General features: G+C 64.2%; 17 protein-coding genes. 10 read left to right on the top strand and 7 right to left on the bottom strand.

What is annotated here, in order from left to right; all coding sequences use genetic code 11:
* Window positions 1-174 precede the first annotated feature (174 nt).
* Both ACYVKM_RS09705 and ACYVKM_RS09700 read left to right on the top strand, forming a co-directional pair.
* Window positions 175-1,326, top strand: coding sequence for an OmpA family protein (locus ACYVKM_RS09705; RefSeq protein ID WP_460877387.1), 1,152 nt, complete (start codon window positions 175-177; stop codon window positions 1,324-1,326).
* 154 nt (window positions 1,327-1,480) lie between these two features.
* Window positions 1,481-2,260 (top strand): pseudouridine synthase, encoded by a 780-nt coding sequence (locus ACYVKM_RS09700; RefSeq protein ID WP_460877386.1) that lies wholly within the window; start codon window positions 1,481-1,483, stop codon window positions 2,258-2,260.
* Window positions 2,261-2,294: 34 nt separating this feature from the next.
* Here the strand turns inward: ACYVKM_RS09700 and kbl are convergent, their stop codons facing one another.
* From kbl to ACYVKM_RS09680, 4 genes are all read right to left on the bottom strand, one after another.
* Entirely contained in the window at window positions 2,295-3,494 is a 1,200-nt protein-coding gene (gene kbl / locus ACYVKM_RS09695; protein ID WP_460877385.1) for a glycine C-acetyltransferase, read from the bottom strand.
* A gap of 153 nt (window positions 3,495-3,647) precedes the next feature.
* Window positions 3,648-7,295, bottom strand: coding sequence for a DUF748 domain-containing protein (locus ACYVKM_RS09690; RefSeq protein ID WP_460877384.1), 3,648 nt, complete (start codon window positions 7,293-7,295; stop codon window positions 3,648-3,650).
* A gap of 179 nt (window positions 7,296-7,474) precedes the next feature.
* Window positions 7,475-8,497, bottom strand: coding sequence for an L-threonine 3-dehydrogenase (gene tdh / locus ACYVKM_RS09685; protein ID WP_460877813.1), 1,023 nt, complete (start codon window positions 8,495-8,497; stop codon window positions 7,475-7,477).
* A 176-nt stretch (window positions 8,498-8,673) separates the two neighbouring features.
* Window positions 8,674-9,399, bottom strand: a complete 726-nt coding sequence (locus ACYVKM_RS09680; RefSeq protein WP_460877383.1) for a hypothetical protein — start codon at window positions 9,397-9,399, stop codon at window positions 8,674-8,676.
* Between the two features lie 147 nt (window positions 9,400-9,546).
* Between ACYVKM_RS09680 and miaA the strand changes: the two genes are divergently transcribed.
* The 8 genes from miaA to ACYVKM_RS09640 all read left to right on the top strand — a co-directional run bounded on the left by miaA (window position 9,547) and on the right by ACYVKM_RS09640 (window position 16,456).
* A complete protein-coding gene (gene miaA / locus ACYVKM_RS09675; RefSeq protein ID WP_460877382.1) occupies window positions 9,547-10,527 on the top strand; it encodes a tRNA (adenosine(37)-N6)-dimethylallyltransferase MiaA in 981 nt (326 codons plus the stop codon).
* A 132-nt stretch (window positions 10,528-10,659) separates the two neighbouring features.
* Window positions 10,660-10,947, top strand: coding sequence for an RNA chaperone Hfq (hfq, locus tag ACYVKM_RS09670; protein ID WP_460877381.1), 288 nt, complete (start codon window positions 10,660-10,662; stop codon window positions 10,945-10,947).
* Between the two features lie 57 nt (window positions 10,948-11,004).
* Window positions 11,005-12,306, top strand: a complete 1,302-nt coding sequence (gene hflX / locus ACYVKM_RS09665; protein WP_460877380.1) for a ribosome rescue GTPase HflX — start codon at window positions 11,005-11,007, stop codon at window positions 12,304-12,306.
* A 192-nt stretch (window positions 12,307-12,498) separates the two neighbouring features.
* Complete coding sequence (hflK, locus tag ACYVKM_RS09660; protein WP_460877379.1) at window positions 12,499-13,572, top strand: FtsH protease activity modulator HflK; 1,074 nt, start codon at window positions 12,499-12,501, stop codon at window positions 13,570-13,572.
* A complete protein-coding gene (gene hflC / locus ACYVKM_RS09655; protein ID WP_460877378.1) occupies window positions 13,569-14,441 on the top strand; it encodes a protease modulator HflC in 873 nt (290 codons plus the stop codon). Before hflK ends, hflC begins: the two co-directional genes overlap by 4 nt.
* Before the next feature lie 11 nt (window positions 14,442-14,452).
* On the top strand, window positions 14,453-14,635 hold the full coding sequence (locus tag ACYVKM_RS09650) for a DUF2065 domain-containing protein (RefSeq protein ID WP_460877377.1): 183 nt from the start codon (window positions 14,453-14,455) through the stop codon (window positions 14,633-14,635).
* Between the two features lie 81 nt (window positions 14,636-14,716).
* Window positions 14,717-16,009 (top strand): adenylosuccinate synthase, encoded by a 1,293-nt coding sequence (locus tag ACYVKM_RS09645; protein WP_460877376.1) that lies wholly within the window; start codon window positions 14,717-14,719, stop codon window positions 16,007-16,009.
* Between the two features lie 180 nt (window positions 16,010-16,189).
* Window positions 16,190-16,456, top strand: a complete 267-nt coding sequence (locus ACYVKM_RS09640) for a hypothetical protein (protein ID WP_460877375.1) — start codon at window positions 16,190-16,192, stop codon at window positions 16,454-16,456.
* Between the two features lie 139 nt (window positions 16,457-16,595).
* On the opposite strand, the gene ACYVKM_RS09635 is transcribed toward ACYVKM_RS09640, so the two are convergent.
* Genes ACYVKM_RS09635 through ACYVKM_RS09625 form a run of 3 tightly spaced genes read right to left on the bottom strand, consistent with a single transcriptional unit; the run spans window position 16,596 to window position 18,453 of the window.
* Window positions 16,596-16,787 carry a hypothetical protein gene (locus ACYVKM_RS09635; protein ID WP_460877374.1) on the bottom strand — a complete coding sequence of 64 codons (192 nt, stop codon included), beginning with the start codon at window positions 16,785-16,787 and terminating at the stop codon, window positions 16,596-16,598.
* 41 nt (window positions 16,788-16,828) lie between these two features.
* On the bottom strand, window positions 16,829-17,503 hold the full coding sequence (locus ACYVKM_RS09630; protein WP_460877373.1) for a glutathione S-transferase family protein: 675 nt from the start codon (window positions 17,501-17,503) through the stop codon (window positions 16,829-16,831).
* Window positions 17,500-18,453, bottom strand: a complete 954-nt coding sequence (locus ACYVKM_RS09625) for a threonine ammonia-lyase (protein WP_460877372.1) — start codon at window positions 18,451-18,453, stop codon at window positions 17,500-17,502. The genes ACYVKM_RS09630 and ACYVKM_RS09625 overlap by 4 nt, the downstream gene beginning before the upstream one ends.
* Window positions 18,454-18,499 lie beyond the last annotated feature (46 nt).

Here is an 18,499-nt window from a genome sequence, read left to right as displayed (position 1 = left end):
GTAAATGCGTTAAGGTGCCAACGGCTTAACGATTTTGCTACACTCCCCGCCGCTTGTCGCATGAACGCCAAGCAGGGGCTTTAAAAGCCCTGAATGACGTAGTTCAGTTCTGACGCGCGATTTCCGGTTGGGGTTGGGCGGACGCGAAAAATCTAATAAATGAGGAGACACCTGATGAAACGTAAGGGCTTGTACTTTCTGATCGCGCTGGCCCTGGGCGGCGTGGGTGCCGTTCATGCGCAGGACACCGCGGCTCCGGCACCCGCCGATTCCGCGTCTACCCAGACGGCCACGTCGAGCTACGACGACCGCTGGTATATCGCACCGACCATCGGTGGCTACTACAACGACCACAAGCGTGATACCAACAGCCGCCAGTTCTATTACGGTCTGGGCTTCGGTCGCTTCTTCACGCCGAACATGTCGATCGATGCGTTTGTTGACCGCACCAAGCGGAAAATCGACAACGCTGTCCTGACTCCCGGAACAAGCGGTCATAGCCAGGATTCGTGGGCCAGCACCAATGTTGGCGTCGCGGCTCGTTTCTATGCGGGCGACTGGAATGCATGGCGTCCATACGCGCTGGTTGGCGTGATGGGTAGCCATCACCAGAGCACGTTTGCCAGCGGTTGGTCGCCGGCTGCCGAACTGGGCGGCGGTGTGTCGAAGACGGTCACGGACAGCACGGATTTTCGTGTGGAAGCCGGCTACCGTTACGACTGGGACGACAAGACCATGTCGTCCAAGAGCGGCTACGGTGACTGGTTCCTGGGTCTGAGCATCGTTTCGCGCTTCGGTTCCCCGGCTGCTGCTCCGGCTCCGGTTGCTCCGCCTCCGGCCGCGCCTGACTGCTCCAAGACCGTCGTCAATGGCGTGAACCTCTGCGACAACAAGTGCCCGAACCTGCCGGAAGGCACGGTCGTGGGCCCGGATGGCTGCCCGCAGAAGGTCGTGATCGACCTGCGCGGCGTGAACTTCAAGTTCGACCGTCCGAAGAAGGGCGAGACGAACATCGAGAAGTCGCTGGCTGAGCCGACCAAGGACTCGCTGTCGGTTCTGGACCAGGCTGTTGACACCTTGCAGCGTTACCCGCAGGTGCACGTGACGGTGGCCGGTTACACCGACTCGAAGGGTACGGATGCGTACAACCAGAGCCTGTCGGAGCGTCGTGCACAGATCGTGTACAACTACCTGACCAGCCATGGTATCGACGCCAGCCGCCTGGAAGGCCCGATCGGTCACGGCAAGAACGATCCGATTGGCGACAACGCCACGGATGCCGGTCGTGCCCAGAACCGTCGCACGGAGCTGCAGGTTCAGCAGTAATCGAACCTGAGTCATGCAGTATGAAAAAACCCGGCTTCGGCCGGGTTTTTTTTGCCCGCCATATCCGACGCGGCAGCCAGGACATTCAACGGTGCATGTCGATGGCAATCACAGAACCTTGTCGCCCGGTGGCGGCGCCCTATACGCTAGCCGGATGTCACGCGCATCTTTCCGTTCCACTGGCCCTGTCGCGCCGGCAATTCAGGCATCCCGGCATGGATTGGCCAGGGTGTTGTCCAAACTGGGGGCATGTTCACGCAGCCAGGCCGAGCAATGGATACGCGAGGGTCGCGTGAGCCTCGACGGTCGCGTCGTGCGTGATCCATATCATCCGACACTGCTGGATCGACAGCAGGTGGCTGTCGATGGCCGACCGGTGAAATTCGCCGAAGCCTTCCATGTGATGTTCAACAAACCACGCGGTCTGCTCGTCAGTGCCGCCGACGAGCACGGGCGCGCTACGGTCTACACGGCTCTGGCCTCTGCCGGACTACCCTGGCTGGGGCCGGTTGGCCGTCTGGACAAGGCCAGTGAAGGCTTGCTGCTGCTCAGCAACGACACAACATGGGCAGCCGGCATCACCGATCCGGCCACCCACCTGGACAAGACCTATCACGTGCAGGTGGCCGGCCAGCCGGATGCATCGGTGTTGGCGGCGATGCAGGCTGGTGTTCGCGAGGGTGGCGAGCTGCTGAAGGCGCGGCGGGCCACCTTGTTGCGCGCCGGCGAGAAGAATGCCTGGCTTGAAGTCGTGCTGGATGAAGGCCGCAACCGGCACATCCGCCGCCTGCTGGCGGCGCTGGGTTTCGATGTGTTGCGCCTGATCCGGGTGGCGATCGGTGCGCTGGAACTGGGCGATCTGGCGAAAGGGCAGTGGCGTCGACTGAGTGCGGATGAGGTCCGGGCACTCGACACCCGCAAGAACAAAACCTGATTTGCGGGGGCGACTGAAGTCGCCCCCGCAAACGTTACGCGCCGATCACGCCCAGCTGTCGACCCACCTTGGTGAACGCGGCGATGGCGTGGTCCAGATGCTCGCGGGTGTGTGCCGCGCTCATCTGCGTGCGAATGCGCGCCTGGCCCTGCGGCACCACCGGATAGAAGAAACCGGTGACATAGATGCCTTCGTCGAGGAGCGCGGACGCCATCGCCTGGGCTTTTTTCGCGTCGTAGATCATCACCGGCACGATAGGATGCACGCCGGGCTTGATGTCGAAACCGGCCGCAGTCATCTGTTCGCGGAAATAGGCGGTGTTCTCCTTGACACGATCACGCAGATCACCGGCCGAGGCCAACATGTCGAACACCTTGATCGCAGCAGCCACCACGTGCGGTGGGAGCGAGTTGGAAAACAGGTACGGGCGTGAGCGCTGGCGCAACATCTCGATCATTTCGGCACGGCCGGTGGTGAAACCGCCGAGTGCGCCACCGAGTGCCTTGCCCAGCGTGCCGGTGAAAAGGTCGATCTTGTCCATCACGCCATTGACCTCGGCCGAGCCGCGGCCGGTGTCGCCGAGGAAGCCGGTGCAATGGCACTCGTCGATGTGCACCAGCGCGTTGTACTTCGCGGCCAGCGCGGTGACCTGATCGAGCTTGGCGATGAAGCCGTCCATCGAGAACGCACCGTCGGAGCTGATCAGCTTGGTGCGCGCGCCAGCGGCGTCTGCGGCCTGCAGCTGCCTTTCCAGATCCGCCATGTCGTTGTTGGCATAACGGAAACGCTTGGCCTTGCACAGGCGGATACCGTCGATGATGGAGGCATGGTTGAGTGCATCGGAGATCACCGCGTCCTCTTCGCCCAGCAGCGGTTCGTACAGACCGCCGTTGGCGTCGAAGCAGGCCGCGTAGAGAATGGTGTCCTCGGTGCCGAAGAATTCGGCGATCTTCTTTTCCAGTTGCTTGTGCAGATCCTGCGTGCCGCAGATGAAACGCACGCTCGCCATGCCGAAACCGTGCGTGTCGAGCGCATCCTTCGCCGCCTGGATCACGTCCGGATGGTCAGCCAGGCCGAGGTAGTTGTTCGCGCAGAAGTTCAGTACCTTGCGACCGCCTTCCAGCTCGATCTCGGCGGACTGCGGCGAGGTGATGATGCGCTCGGCCTTGAACAGGCCCTGTTCGCGGATGGATTCGAGTTCGCTGGCGTAACGCGCCTGGCCGGGGTAGCTCATGGAGAAGGGTCCGCTGTCGGGGAAAGCGTCCATTGTGAGCCTTTCGCCGGCCACGGAAAACCATGGCGAAAAATGAGTGTTCAGAAGTGAGAAAAGTCAGAGCCTGCCAAGTGCTCTCGTTTCTCACTCCCAAACACTCTTGCCTCGATTCATTCAGTGCATGCCGAAGTCGACGCGTGTGGTCTTGCCCTTGTCATCGATGCCCTTGGCGTCGAGCTTGGGCGCCGACACGAAGACGCGCTTGTCGTCCAGCTTGCCGCGGAACCATTGGCGAACCGCATCGGCGCGGCGTTCGGCAAGGTGGCGCAACGCGTCCTGGTCGACCTGCACATTGGTTTGCAGCAGTTTCTCCATCACGTCCGGTGGCTGCGACTTGGTCAGGCCGATCAGGTCGCGCGGCTTGGAGAACTTGGCATGCTTGTAGGCCTTGGTGAGGTATTTGTTGTAGTCATCGGGACTGAGCTTGGACAGGGCAGCGACATCGTTCTCGTCGCCACCGCGATCCTTGGCCATCTCGTGCGCGACCTGCTCCTGCATCATGACCTTGCGCAATCCGTTCTCGTCGAACTGGGGATCCACCCGGCCAATGATGTCCAGGTTGAGCGAGGGTTTCTCGGTGAGGATCTTGGTGATCTGGGTCAGCCGATCCTGCGCCTGGGCATCGAGCACATTCGAACCCGGTGCAAACTCCACGTAGCCGAGATCCTGGTGATTGCCTCCCATGCCTGAAGCGAGCAGGCGGAATGGCGAGGTAACGGCGCGGCCGATCAGATTGACGAACGCGTGCCAGATCAAACTGCCAAAACTGAAATGCGGATCGCTCAGTGAGCCGGTTACCGGCACATCGACGTCGATATTGCCTTGGGAGTCCTTGAGCAGGGCCACCGCCAGTTTCACCGGCAGATGGCTGATGCCCTTGCCTTCGACACGATCGCCGAAGGTCAGCTGGCTCAGGAAAATATGGTTGTCCGCATTCAACTTGCCCTGGTCGAGCGCGTAATGCACGTCCATGGTGAGGCGACCCTTGATGATCGGGTAGCCGGTGTACTTGCTCGAATAGGGCGTCAGGTGTGTCAGCTCCACGCCATCGGCTTTGCCCTTGATGTCGAGGAACGCTACCGGCGTCAGCGGATTGATCGTGCCGTCGATATTGATCGGGGTGTTGTCGTCGAGCTGGCCCTGCAGGGTGAGATCCGCCGGTGCACCGCCGCTTGCGGTGCCGAAGGCTCCGATCTTGCCGGCCAGCTGCGTGATGTTGGCGGTGTAGTTCGGTTTGATGAAATTGTCGGTGTAGTTGAGATTGCCGCGCGCAAGAATGATCTGGCCGATATGGATGACCGGTGGCGGTGCGGCGCTGCTTGCCGCCGCGACGGGAGCAGCCGTGGTCGTTGGGCTGGTAGCGGCAGGGACCGGTGCGGTTGCCGGCGCGGCAGGTGCAGCCGCGCCGTTATTCGCCTGCGTCACCGAAACCGGTGCGGTCTGTGGTGAGGCGATCACATCCTGCAGGTTCAGGCGGCCGTTGCTGTTGACGATGACGCGTGCATAGAAATTGTCCAGCGCCAGGCCGTCGACCGATACCTGCGGGGCACCTTCGCCAGCGCGCACGTTGAGGCCGGTGGCTGCCAGCGAATTCCAGCGCAGGAAATCGTCGTTGGTGACGTTGTCCAGCACCGTCACGCGACCGAGCGTGAGCCGGCCCTGATAGCTCAGCAGGGGTTCCGGCTTGTGGTCGCTGTAGCGCACGTGCCCGTTCAGGCTCAACAGCGCGCTGTCGACGTGCACGTTGAGCGGTACCTTGACCATCGATTGCAGCGGCGCCACGTTCAGCCGGGTCGCCGTGACATGCAGGTCGGCATGGAGCGGCTCCGGCCGCACGGAGCCGGTGACACGATACTTGCCCTTGTCGATGCCACCGGCCAGGTCCAGTTTCAGCGATTGGCGCATGTTGTCGGACAGGCCATCGATGCTGAACTTGTCGGCATTGACCGTGATATGCCCGGCCTTGCCCGGAACCGCCACATCCCGATACGCAAAGACGCTGCCGTCGATGCCGACATGCGCAATGCTCCAGTGCCATGCTGGTGCTGCCGGCTGCTTGCCGGCAGCATGATGCGGGGATGACTTGACCAGGTCGGTGAGATCAATGCGACCGTTGCGATAGCGCTGGGCGTCGATCTTCAACCCATGCAGGCTGAGGCTGCCCAGGCTTGCCTGGCTGCCGGCCAGATCCAGATGCGTGATGTCGGCATTCAGTGCTTTCCAGGCCACCGGCGTGCGGTTCTTCTGCTGCAGCGCGAAGTCATTCACCGCGAGCTTGCTTGCATCGAGCTGCAGGTTGAAGGTCTTGCTCCAGTCGGCCACCAGTTGTCCGCTGGCGTCCAGGTTGCCGTGACTGACCTGCGCATTCAGCATCGGTGGCGCCATCGCGACGAGCGGTGGCAGGCCCACGCTGTTCAGCACCGCCTGGCCGACGAAGCGGCTGTCGCTCATGTGCAGCGCGCCGTTGATATGCAGCGTGCCGCCGGCAAGGCCCGAATTCAGATCGATACTGGTTGGCGGTGCCGCCAGGGTCGCAAACCCGCGGATCGTGCCGTGCACATTGTCGAGCGACAGCTTCCTCGGACTGGGTCCGCTCAGATCGGCATAGTCGATCTGGCTTCCCTGCAGGGTCAGCGTGGCGATACGCGCATCGGTGGGAGGGGAGGCCGGTTTGGCCGGCGCTTTCCCGGTACCGATCAACGCGTCCAGGTTGCTGCGGCCGCCGGCGAGGCTCGTGTAATGCAAGGTGGTGCGATCAAGAGCGATGGTGTCGAAGTGATAGCGCGATACCAGCGGCTGGACATCGGCCAATGCCGCGCCGGCATGACCCAGCTCCACGATCGGCGCGCCCTCGCGAGTGTCGAGGGTGAAATTGTCCAGTTGCACGTTGCCGGTCAGCTTCAGCTGCTGGCTGGCATTCCTGTCGATGAAATCCAGCTTGAGCTGGGCGGACAGCTGGCCGGCGGGAATCGCCACCGGCAAGGGCGTCGGCACATAACTCAGGTAGCGGGGCAGGTCCAGGTGATCGAGGTGGAAGTCGATCGCCGATTCATGGCTGTCGGAAAACGGCTTGGTCTGCCCGCCGATATGTATCGGGCTGCCATCCACCTGCATGGCCAGCAACGGCTGCACGAACACGTCGGTATCGTGCGGGAGGTTGGCGATGAACGGAATGCCCAGTTCGAGGTGATCGATCCGATGACTGGTATTGAGTACCTTGTCGTCAAACGCGATGTCGCCGTCGTGCACGCTGATGTTGGAGAGTGCGAAGCGTGTCGGTGGTGCATTGGGGTCGGCGGGCTTGCCTGCGAAGCGGTCGATCAGGTCAGTGAAATTGAATTGCTGTTCGCCCGTGCGCGTGATGTGCAGTTGCGGGTGCTGCAAGGTCAGCACATTCAGTACCGGCGCCATGCGGAACAGCGAACTCCATGAGGCGCCGACGGTAAGCTGGTCGATGTCGACAAACGGCGAATGGCCGTCGCGATCACCGATATGAAGCTGATCAATGCCCAGCTTCAGCGTGTATGGATTGAGGTGCACCGCTCCCAGCGTGACCGGGCGATCGAGCATGCTGCCCAGGCGGCTCTGCAGCTGGCTCTTGATCAGCGGTGGCGCAGCGAAGAAGCCGAGCAGGCCGAAGATCAGCAGCAACAGGGCAAGAATCAACACACTCTTGCGCACGCGACGGGAGTGGTACAGGGCTTGTGCGCGATCACGACCCCGCGCGATCAGCTCATGATGCGAAGGACTTTGCTCAGCCATGTCATTACGCTCCGGTGACATGCGAACCGACGGAGCCCGGCTGGGTCAGCCGGACACTCCCTTGCCCCAGATTGCTTGCTCGGTCCGCCTGCAGTGCAGTGTAGCGTGCAGCCGACTGTCATGTTCCCCGCATCGCGCCGGTTATTCAGCACGGTGCAAGCAAGAGTGATACCTCGTGCTCAGTTCCAGGAGCAGACCACCTTGCCGCACGTGCCGGCATCCATCAGGTCGAAGCCCTTCTGGAAGTCGTCGATCGCGATCTGGTGGGTCAGCACCTTCTGCAGCGGGAAGCCGGTCAGCACCATCTGGGTCATCTTGTACCAGGTCTCGTACATGCGCCGGCCGTAGATGCCCTGCAGGGTGAGACCCTTGAAGATCACCTTGTCCCAGTCGATGCCGGCGCCACGCGGCATGATGCCGAGCATGGCGATCTTGCCGCCGTGGTACATGCATTCGAGCATGTCGCTGAACGCGCGCGGGTTGCCGCTCATCTCCAGGCCGACGTCGAATCCCTCGATGTGCAGATCCTTCACGGTGTCCTTCAGCGACTGCTTGGATACGTTCACCACACGGGTGGCACCCATGTCGGCAGCCAGCTTCAGGCGGTAGTCGTTGATGTCGGTGACGACGACATTGCGTGCACCCACGTGCTTGCAGATGCCGGCGGCGATGATGCCGATCGGGCCGGCACCGGTGATCAGCACGTCCTCGCCGATCAGGTCGAATTCCAGCGCGCAGTGCGCGGCATTGCCGTAGGGGTCGAAGAACGCGGCGAGCTCGGACGGGATCTGGTCCGGGATCGGCCACAGGTTCGAGGCCGGCATCGTCATGTATTCGGCGAACGCGCCGTTGCGGTTCACGCCGATGCCGATCGTGTTCGGGCACAGGTGTTGGCGGCCGGCGCGGCAGTTGCGGCAGTGGCCGCAGACGATGTGGCCCTCGGCCGAGACGCGGTCGCCGACCTTGTATCCGGTCACGCCAGGACCGATCTCGACGATGCGGCCGACGAATTCATGACCGATGGTGAGGCCCGGCTTGATCGTGCGCTGGCTCCATTCGTCCCACTTGTAAATGTGCAGATCGGTGCCGCAGATCGCGGTCTTTTCCATCTTGATCAGCACTTCGTTCGGGCCGACCACCGGCATCGGCACCTCTTCCATCCAGATGCCCTGTTCGGGCTTGCGCTTGACCAGGGCTTTCATCGTCTGCGACATGGGGAATCCATTGGCTGGCCCGCGGGGCGGGCGGGGAAACAGCGATTATAGAAGGATCGGATGGTGCTCCGGAAAATCCCGGGCGCGACACGCGGGCCGTACCGGCCGAGTCGTCGCCTGAAGTCATGCAGGGCAGTCATCGGCGGCTTTGCTGTCCGCGTTGTTCAGATATCGAGCCGGTCATAGCTGCGCCTGAACACGATCGGCTGCTGCACGGCTGGTGTGGTCCACGTTTCGGTGACGGTCAGATGGTGGCCATCGGGTGACTGCACCCAGTCCTGCCGGAGGCGGACATCGCCATCGAACTGCATGGTGATCTGCAGGCCCGTGGCGGTCAGGTGGCTCTGCACCATCGCGCTGCCGTTGAGCGATTGCCGGGCAAAGCCGTCGAGCCGGCTGTCCAGCTGGTCCGTGTCACCCAGGACCACGCGGATGCCCTTGGCATCCTGTTGCACGTTCAGCAGCGAATCATCGGCGAGCAGCGGTGGCGGCGTGTCAGGAGGTGGCGCCCCATGGTCGGCAGTCGAGGCCTTGGACTGACCGCGGCCGCCGCCATGACCACCATGGCCGCCCATGCCGCCACCCATCCCGCCGCCACCCATGCCATGGCCACCGCCATGGCCACCATGCTGGCCGGATGGCTGGCTTGCCGATGGTGTGCTGGTCGAAGAGGCGCTGGCAGGCTGCTGCACGGGTTCTTCGCGCTTCCTCTCCAGGCGTAGACGCGCATCGATATCGGACGGGCTGTCGCTGTGCTGCTCGTCAAGCCGCCATATCCCGCTGTAGTCAGGCAGGCCGGAACTGGCTGCGTGGGCTACCCCGGCAACTGCCAACGAGGGCATGGCGAGCAGAAGTACCCGCAGCAGACCGAGCGATTTCGTGGACGTCATGAGGGAGGCTTCCGAGGGTGAATAAGAGGGCGTGACCGTCATCGAACTTCGCGTCGCCGTTTCATGGGCGCATGCACGCATGCGACCTCACTGAAACGCACCTCACGCGGCCGTGGTTGACGCCGATGTGCCCGTTACAATGGGCCGATGCCAGCCGACCAGCGCCCCCTCGCCATTTTCCTGATGGGTCCGACTGCTTCGGGCAAGACCGCACTGGCGTGCGCGTTGAGCGAGCGCTTTCCGCTGGATTTGGTCAGCGTGGATTCGGCGCTGGTCTATCGCGGCATGGATATCGGCACCGCCAAGCCCGATGCGGCGACGCTGGCGCGTTATCCGCATGCGCTGGTGGATATCCGCGATCCGTCGCAGCCGTATTCGGCGGCGGATTTCCGCGCCGAGGCGTTGCCGGCGATGACCCAGATCAGCGCGCGGGGCAGGGTGCCGTTGCTGGTCGGCGGCACCGGGTTGTATTTCCGTGCCCTGCAGCAGGGGCTTTCCGATCTGCCGGAAGCCGATCCAGCCATCCGTGCCCGGCTTTCCAGCGAGGCCGAGCGGTTGGGCTGGCCCGCCATGCACGCTCGCCTGGCCCGGCGCGACCCGGCCGCCGCACAGCGGATCGGCTGCAACGACGCACAGCGCCTGCAGCGTGCACTGGAAGTGATCGAGCTGACCGGCCACCAGCTGTCCGAACTGCAGCGCGGCGGTGACCGCACGCATTTCCCATGGCGCGTGCTCAAGCTGGCCCTGTTGCCGACGGATCGGCGCCTGCTGCACGAGCGCATCGCGCAGCGCTTCGACGCGATGCTGGCGGCCGGTTTTCTCGATGAAGTGCATGCCCTGCGTGCCCGCGGCGACCTGCATGCCGAATTGCCGGCGATTCGCGCGGTGGGCTACCGGCAGGCGTGGGAGCACCTGGACGGCGATTCGACGGTGGCCGAGTTCCGCGACCGCGGCATCTTCGCCACCCGCCAGTTGGCCAAGCGGCAGATCACCTGGCTGCGCAGCGACCTTGGCGCACGCCTGTTCGAGCCGGATCGCCCCGATCTGCCGGCCCGTGCCGCCGATGCCGTGCAGCTGTTCCTGGGCAGATCCGGCGGCCCGGGACGGGCCGGACCGCCGCCAGCGTGATCCAGTACGCCGCCAGCATCAAAAATCCCCTTTCATCAATCATTTGAAAACGGCTAACATCCCTGACATGTTGGGCCGGGGCGCCATTGGCGTTTTTTCTCCGGCCTGTCCGTGGCAAGGGGAGAACAAGAAATGTCCAAGGGACAATCGTTGCAAGATCCGTTTCTGAATGCGTTGCGGCGCGAACGTGTGCCGGTGGCCATCTATCTGGTCAATGGCATCAAGCTGCAGGGAACCGTCGAATCGTTCGACCAGTTCGTGGTGCTGCTGCGCAACCAGGTCAGCCAGATGGTCTACAAGCACGCCATCTCCACCGTGGTGCCCAGTCGCAATGTGCGTATCGGCAATGGCCATGACGGTCACGATGGCCATGAAGGCCACGTCGACCCGACGCCGGCCTCGAATGACGCAGACGCTTGATTGACGGGGTGTCAGCCCGCATGAAGTAGGTCTGCTCCTGAAGGATCATGCCCACTCGTGTTCGATAGACAAAAGAAAGGCGACCGTGCCGTATTGGTTCTGCCGCATTCCCGCGGCGAAGGCGATACGGCGCGCCGCGCCGCGGAGTTCGCCGAGCTGGTGAAGTCCGCCGGTGCCGAGGTGCTGGGTGTCATCAGCGCCCGTGTCGAGGATCCCAATCCGCGTTATTACATCGGCAGCGGCAAGGCCAACGAGGTCGCCGAGGCGGCGCGTGCGCTGGACGCCGACCTGGTGCTGGTCGACCACGTGCTCACCCCGGTGCAGGAGCGCAACCTCGAGAAGCATCTCGGCATCCGCGTGGTCGATCGAGCCGGACTGATCCTGGACATCTTCGCCCAGCGTGCCCGTTCGCACGAAGGCAAGCTGGAAGTGGAGCTGGCCCAGCTCAAGCACCTGGCCACCCGGCTGGTGCGCGGCTGGACCCATCTGGACACCCAGCGCGGCGGTGCCATCGGCAACCGCGGTCCCGGCGAAACCCAGCTGGAAACCGACCGTCGCCTGCTCGCCGAGCGGGTCAAGATGCTGACCAAGCGGCTGGAAAAGGTGCAGACCCAGCGCGGCCAGCAGCGGCGTGCACGCCTGCGCAACACCGTGCCGCGCGTTGCCCTGGTCGGCTATACCAATGCCGGCAAGTCGACCCTGTTCAATGCGCTGACCACCGGCGAAGTGTTTGCCGCCGACCTGCTGTTCGCCACGCTCGATCCCACGGTGCGTAAGCTGGAGGACCTGAGCTGCGGGCCGGCCGTGCTGGCCGATACCGTCGGTTTCATCCGCGAGTTGCCGCATGACCTGGTCGCGGCCTTCCGCGCCACCCTGGCCGAGGCGCGCGACGCCGACCTGCTGCTGCATGTCAGCGATGCGGCCGACGAGGAGCGCGATCGCCTGCATCGCGTGGTCGACAACGTGCTGGAAGAGATCGACGCCGGCGACGTGCCGCAGCTGCACATCATGAACAAGATCGACCTGGCTGGTGCCGAGCCACGCATCGACCGCGATGCCGCCGGGAAACCCGTGCGCGTCTGGCTGTCCGCGGCTACCGGTGCCGGCCTCGACCTGCTGCGCCAGGCGCTGGGCGAACTGCTCGGCGGCGAACGGGTGCAGTCGGCGCTGCAACTGCCGCTGTCGGCCGGCCGGCTGCATGCGCGGCTGAAGGCGGCCGGCGCGATCAGCGGTGAATCCGTGGACGAGCATGGCTGGCAGCTGCACATCGATGCGCCGCGCAGCGTGATTGCACCGCTCAGCGGCGGCAATGCGGCCGAAACCCAGCTGTTGCGTGAGTTGCTGGCACCGGCGGAATAGCCGCATTGCACAGCGGACGATGTCATCCGGCTCTGCTAGAATACGCAGCGTTTGTGCGGCCGCCGCTCGGGGTCGCACGGTGCATCGGCAAGCTTTGGTCCCATCTCTCATGGGCTATCTCATGGGTTACTCCGTTCAACGCGTGTTCCGGCCGTAGTTGCCGGCCTCCCGACGGCCTCAAGGAGACTGACAGTGGCATGGAATGAACCCGGCAAGAACGGGCAGAACGATCCGTGGAACAGGAAGCGCCCATCCGGCAAATCGCCGCTGGACGAACTGCTCGCCACCGTGAAGGGCGCCACGGCCAAGCTCAAGCAGGGCCCGGGCGGCATCTTCGCGATCCTGCTGCTGGTCCTGGCGATCGGCCTGCTGCTCAGCTGCTACACCATCATCGGTGCGCGGCAGACCGGCGTGGTGCTGCGTTTCGGCGAGTACTCGCGCACGCTGGCGCCGGGCTTCCACCTGAAGCTGCCGCAGCCGATCGAATCGGTCACCAAGGTCGAAGCCACGCGGATTCGTTCCGTCACCGACAAGGTGGCGATGCTGACCAAGGACGAAAACATCATCACGATCGACTTCACCGTGCAGTACCAGGTGGACGATTCGCGCAAATACCTGTTCTCGCTGAACGACCCGGACGGCACCATCGGCGCCGCAGCCGAGGCGGCGGTGCGCTCGGTGATCGGCAGCAGCGACATGGACCAGATCCTGTCCGCCGCCGGTGCCAGCCTGGTCAGCGAGGCCCAGACGACCCTGCAGAAGACCCTGGACGGCTACGACTCCGGCTTGCGCGTCACCGAGATCAGCTTCCAGAACGTGGCCCCGCCGAACGAGGTGAAGGACGCCTTCGACGACGTCAACAACGCCCGCGAAGACAAGCAGAGCATCGAGAACGGCGCCCTGGCCTATGCCAGCAAGGTGGTGCCGGTGGCACGTGGCGACGCCGCACGCATCGCGGCCGAGGCCGCTGGCTACAAGGCCGAGCGGATTGCCCGTGCGCAGGGCGACGCTGCACGCTTCGACCTGCTGCTGACCCAGTACAAGGCCGCGCCCGAAGTGACGCGCAAGCGCCTGTGGCTGGAAACCATGGAACAGGTGATGGCCGACAATCCCAAGGTGATCGATGGCTCCGACGGTCGCGCCATCATCAACCTGCCGAGCCCGCAGGGCGCCGCGGCAGCGACGATCACCGGCACGGTGACCGCCGGGGCGATCGCGCCGGCACCGGCCAGCAGCAATGCGGCTGACAAGGAGACGCAGCCATGATGAAGCTCACCTCCGCCATCATCGCCGCCGTGATCGTCCTGCTCGGCCTCAACAGCATGTTCGTGGTCAGCGAAGGGCAGAGCGCGCTGCTGCTGCAGTTCGGCCGCATCGTGCATACCGATTATCAGCCGGGGCTGCACTTCAAGCTGCCGCTGATCCAGCAGGTGATGCATTTCGACAAGCGCATCCTGTCGCTGGATGCGCCGCCCGAGCGCTATTTCACCTCCGAGAAGAAGAGCGTCAACGTCGACTTCTACGTGAAATGGCGCGTCGCCGACAACGCGGCCTATTACCGCGCTACCGGCGGCGACCAGACCATCGCGGCGCAGCGCCTGACCCCGATCGTCAAGGATGGGCTACGCTTCGAGTTCAACGCGCGCACCTTGCCTGACCTGATCTCCGGCGGTCGCAAGGACATCACCGAGCGGGTCCGTGCACAGACCGATATCGCCGCGCGCAAGAACCTCGGTATCGCCGTGGTCGACGTGCGCATCAAGCGCATCGACCTGCCCAACGAGGTCAGCGAATCGGTCTACAAGCGCATGCGCGCCGAGCGCCTGCAACTGGCCAATGAATTGCGCTTCACCGGCCAGGAATCGGCCGAGACGATCCAGGCAGATGCCGACCGCCAGGGCCAGGTGCTGCGTGCCGATGCCCAGCGCGATGCGGCCAAGGTGCGTGGTGACGGCGATGCGCAGGCGGCGCAGATCTACGCCCAGGCCTACAGCCAGGATCCGGAGTTCTTCGCGTTCTACCGCAGCCTGCAGGCGTACAAGACATCGTTCGAGAACGGCAAGGGCATGTTGATCCTGAAACCCGATTCGGAGTTCATGCGCTACTTCAGCCAGCCTGCGCCGTCGAAGCGCTGAGCAGTACCCGGATGCACCAGCTGACTGCAGCGCTGTGCCTGATGATGGTGATCGAGGGTCTGCTGCTGTTCGCGGTACCGCAAGGCTGGCAGGCGATGGTGCGCGAAGCGCTGAAACTTCCGCCGCGTACCCTGCGCGTGTACGGTGCCGGCGTGATGGTGATCGGGCTGGTGCTGTTGCAACTGTTTCATTGATACGCGCAGCGGCCCGATGCCGCGGCGCATGATGTTTCCCCGGCTCCCGCGCGGAGCCAACGCAAAGTGAGCGAGAAGATCATGGGTAAGTCAGTCGTAATTCTGGGCGCGCAGTGGGGCGACGAGGGCAAGGGCAAGATAGTCGACCTGCTGACCGAACGGGTCGGCGCGGTGGCACGTTTCCAGGGTGGCCACAACGCCGGCCACACGCTGGTGATCAAGGGCAAGAAGACCGTGTTGCACCTGATCCCCTCGGGCATCCTGCGCGACGACGCGCTGTGCCTGATCGGCAACGGCGTGGTGCTGTCGCCCGAAGCGCTGATCCAGGAAATCGCCGAGCTCGAGGCCAATGGCGTCGAAGTGCGCTCGCGCCTCAAGATCAGCCCGGCCACGCCGCTGATCATGCCGTACCACATCGCCGTGGATAAGGCGCGCGAGATCGCTGCCGGCGGCAAGGCCATCGGCACCACCGGTCGCGGCATCGGCCCGGCATACGAGGACAAGGTCGCCCGTCGCAGCGTGCGCGTGGCCGATCTCATGTATCCGCACGAGTTGCCGGCGCTGATCAAGACCGCCGTCGACTACCACAACTTCATCCTTACCCAGTGGCTGAAGGTCGAGCCGGTCGATTACCAGAAAGTGCTTGACGACGCGCTGGCCTGGGGCGAATACATCCGCCCGATGGTCGACGACGTCGCCACCATCCTGCACGACATCCGCAGGGAAGGCGGCAACATCATGTACGAGGGTGCGCAAGGCGCACTGCTCGACATCGACCACGGCACCTATCCCTACGTCACCTCCAGCAACACCACCATCGGCGGCGCGCTCGCCGGCACCGGCGTGGGCGCGGGCGACATCGACTACGTGCTGGGCATCTGCAAGGCCTATGCAACGCGCGTGGGCAGCGGTCCGTTCCCCACCGAGCTGCACGATGAAATGGGCGAACGTCTGCGCAAGGTCGGCAACGAGTTCGGCGCCAGTACCGGCCGCCCGCGCCGTTGCGGCTGGATCGACCTGGTCGCGCTCAAGCGCGCCACCCAGATCAACGGCATCAACGGCCTGGCCATCACCAAGCTCGACGTGCTCGACGGCCTGGAAACGGTCAAGGTCTGCATCGCCTACGAATACCGCGGCAAGCGCCGCGAACTGGCTCCGCTCGACGCCGACGGCTGGGACGAGTGCAAGCCGGTCTACCTGGAATTCCCCGGCTGGCAGGAATCCACCGCCGGCATCCGCGACTGGAACCAGCTGCCGCCCGCCGCCCGCGCCTACCTGCGCGCGGTGGAAGAACTCTCCGGCTGCAAGCTGGCGCTGGTTGCCACCGGCGCGGATCGTGACGATACAATCGTGCTGGATGATCCGTTTGCCTGATTGTTTCACCCGGCAGTTCATGCGAAGAGGCCCCGCATTGCGGGGCCTCTTCGTTTCCAGCCGTCGAAGGGTGTTGACTTCGACTTCGCATCTTTGGCGTTACGGTCGACTTGAATGGTGGCGGCCAGCATTGCTGGGCGCCACTGCATGACAGTCACGTTTTGCCAAGAGGAACCGCCCATGTCCGACGAACATGCCAAGACCCCCGCCGACCATATCGGCGATACAGTGGCGCAACTCAAGGAGATGCGGCACTACTCGAAGAACAACGTGGAAACGCTGACGGCAGCGTGGCTGCTGTATGACGGCGAGTTGTCCAAGCTGAAGCAGGCGGACCGGCTGGCGAACCTGATGGATCGGCAGAACGAACTACACGATGCGTTGGAGAAGACCATCGCCGAATTCGAGGATGTGCTGGAGAAGATGCAGCCGCCGCCGGAGGAATAGCCTGATGGGCGGATCCCGCGAGAAAGAAGCCCCGGATTCGGGGCTTCTTTGCGTAGACCCGCTCAGTGGCGCTGACACTGGTGTCGCGCCTCTCGTCGTTGGCGGTCTCCCAACCGATTCATCAGCCCGGTTCGGTAGTTCACTGCCGACGAAGAATCCCGTCGCCGATACCCAGGCAAAGCCGCCACATCCAGCGTGTCGGAGACTTTGCCACGTGAGTAACAGCCGGCGGTGGAGCAGGTCGTTTCTTCGGCAACGCCAATCGGCGCACCAGGCGCGCATCGGCGATGTGGCCGTGCAGGATCAGCAGTTCGGTCCAGAGGGAACTCATGGGCATCCGTAAAGTAGAGGGAATGGAATGGAGCGGTGCGCTCAGTCGCGGGTATCGCCCGCGAGCGTGGTGGCCTGCATCGACGGCCGAGTGCTGAAGCGTTCGTACCACGATGACAACCGGGGTCGCCTCGTCGCGAAGGGGTAGACGTTGCGGAAGGCGATCCAGCTCAGCGTGGTGGCCAGTGCGATGTCGCCGATGTCTGGAACATCCGTGGTCGATGGCTCGTCACCGGACTCCCGTTCCAGGACATCGCATGCCGCCGCGATTTTTTCCAGTTGCCCGTGCAGCATCGTTGGCCAGCGCAGCGATTCGGGTCGTCGTTCGGCTTCCCATCGGGCGGCGATGCCGGCGTCCGCCATGCCCGTGGCGAGTGCCTGTTTGCGCAGCGCGAGAAGGCGTGTACGGGGTTCGCAGGGAATCAGCCGTGCTCCGGTATGCAGTCCGTCGAGGTACTCGCAGATCACGCTGGAATCGAACAGCGCCATACCGTCGTCGACGACCAGCACCGGCACCTTGCCGAGTGGATTGAGCGCGAACACCTCGTCGTTGCGGCGGGTAGGGCTGGTGTCGTGGTGGATCACTTCAAGGCGGTGTTGCAGGCCCAGTTCGTGGGCGGCGACGAGCACCTTGCGCGCGTAGGGCGAGTGCGTCTGGTAGAGAAGTTTCATCGGGGTGCGTGCTCCGGAAAGAGGGAATGCGGACTCGGCGCTCATGCCGCGATCAGGCGCTCGCGCATCGTGGACGACAGGTTGCCGCCGCAGAGGATCGTTGCCACGCGGCGACCGGCGAAGCGTTCCGGGTCGTCGAGGATGGCTGCAACGCCGACCGCGCCGGAGGGTTCCACGGCGATACCCAGGTGGTGATGGATGAGGCGCATCGCCTCGAAGATCCGCGTGTCGGCCACGGCAACGACGTCGTCGCAGCACGCACGCAGGTGCGCCAGCGTGGCGGCGATCGGCGCGCGTACCGCGATGCCGTCGGCGATGGTGTCGGCGTGGGCGGTTTCGATGACCCGACCGGCATCGATCGACAGCTTCATCGCGGGAGCGCCGGCGGCCACCGTCGCAATGATTTCCGGCTGCGGCGCCACATGCCGGATCGCCGTGCCGACGCCGGCCAGCAGCGAACCGTTGCCGACCTGCACCACGATGGCGTCGAACAGCGTTGCTGCGGCGAGTTCGAGCGCGAGGGTACCGGCGCCTTCGGCGAGTTCGGCTTCGATGCCGTCCTCGACGAAACGCAGGCCGCCGGCAGCCGCATGGTGGCGGGCGGCATCCTTGGCCGCGTCGAAGTCGGCGCCGGCCAAACGGACCTCGGCACCCAGCCGGCGCATCGCGGCCACCTTCACCGGGTTGGCGGTTTCCGCGGCGAACACCGTGCAGGCATGGCCGCGCCGGATCGCCGCACGGGCCAGGCCCTGGCCGAAATTGCCGGCGGACGCACAGACCACCGGTTCGCCGGGCTGCAGCGCCAGCGCGGCGAACAGCTCGGTGCCGCGGCCCTTGAACGAGCCGATCGGGTTGGCGGTTTCATCCTTGGCGATCAGCTGGCAGCGCAGTGCTGCGTCGAAGGCGTCGCTGGTGAGCGTCGGCGAATCCAGGAACACCGGATCGATGTGGCGCGATGCGGCGAGGATCCGGTCGAGGCGGGTCGTTATGGGCACGGGCGAGGTCTCGCTGTGACGTGGGAGGCGACGACCTATGCTAGGT

This window comes from Rhodanobacter koreensis, from assembly GCF_054782855.1.
Note: the sequence above shows the minus strand (reverse complement) of the source record. Positions and strands in the feature narration are given on the sequence as shown.

What these genes read in the sequence shown, in the direction of transcription:
- ACYVKM_RS09690 (WP_460877384.1), bottom strand. Translation starts at nt 7,295, where the DNA reads ATGGCTGAGCAAAGTCCTTCGCATCATGAGCTGATCGCGCGGGGTCGT.
- ACYVKM_RS09700 (WP_460877386.1), top strand. Translation starts at nt 1,481, where the DNA reads ATGTCACGCGCATCTTTCCGTTCCACTGGCCCTGTCGCGCCGGCAATT.
- ACYVKM_RS09705 (WP_460877387.1), top strand. Translation starts at nt 175, where the DNA reads ATGAAACGTAAGGGCTTGTACTTTCTGATCGCGCTGGCCCTGGGCGGC.
- miaA (WP_460877382.1), top strand. Translation starts at nt 9,547, where the DNA reads ATGCCAGCCGACCAGCGCCCCCTCGCCATTTTCCTGATGGGTCCGACT.
- ACYVKM_RS09645 (WP_460877376.1), top strand. Translation starts at nt 14,717, where the DNA reads ATGGGTAAGTCAGTCGTAATTCTGGGCGCGCAGTGGGGCGACGAGGGC.
- ACYVKM_RS09635 (WP_460877374.1), bottom strand. Translation starts at nt 16,787, where the DNA reads ATGAGTTCCCTCTGGACCGAACTGCTGATCCTGCACGGCCACATCGCC.
- ACYVKM_RS09630 (WP_460877373.1), bottom strand. Translation starts at nt 17,503, where the DNA reads ATGAGCGCCGAGTCCGCATTCCCTCTTTCCGGAGCACGCACCCCGATG.
- hflC (WP_460877378.1), top strand. Translation starts at nt 13,569, where the DNA reads ATGATGAAGCTCACCTCCGCCATCATCGCCGCCGTGATCGTCCTGCTC.
- tdh (WP_460877813.1), bottom strand. Translation starts at nt 8,497, where the DNA reads ATGAAAGCCCTGGTCAAGCGCAAGCCCGAACAGGGCATCTGGATGGAA.
- hfq (WP_460877381.1), top strand. Translation starts at nt 10,660, where the DNA reads ATGTCCAAGGGACAATCGTTGCAAGATCCGTTTCTGAATGCGTTGCGG.
- ACYVKM_RS09650 (WP_460877377.1), top strand. Translation starts at nt 14,453, where the DNA reads ATGCACCAGCTGACTGCAGCGCTGTGCCTGATGATGGTGATCGAGGGT.
- kbl (WP_460877385.1), bottom strand. Translation starts at nt 3,494, where the DNA reads ATGAGCTACCCCGGCCAGGCGCGTTACGCCAGCGAACTCGAATCCATC.
- ACYVKM_RS09640 (WP_460877375.1), top strand. Translation starts at nt 16,190, where the DNA reads ATGTCCGACGAACATGCCAAGACCCCCGCCGACCATATCGGCGATACA.
- ACYVKM_RS09680 (WP_460877383.1), bottom strand. Translation starts at nt 9,399, where the DNA reads ATGACGTCCACGAAATCGCTCGGTCTGCTGCGGGTACTTCTGCTCGCC.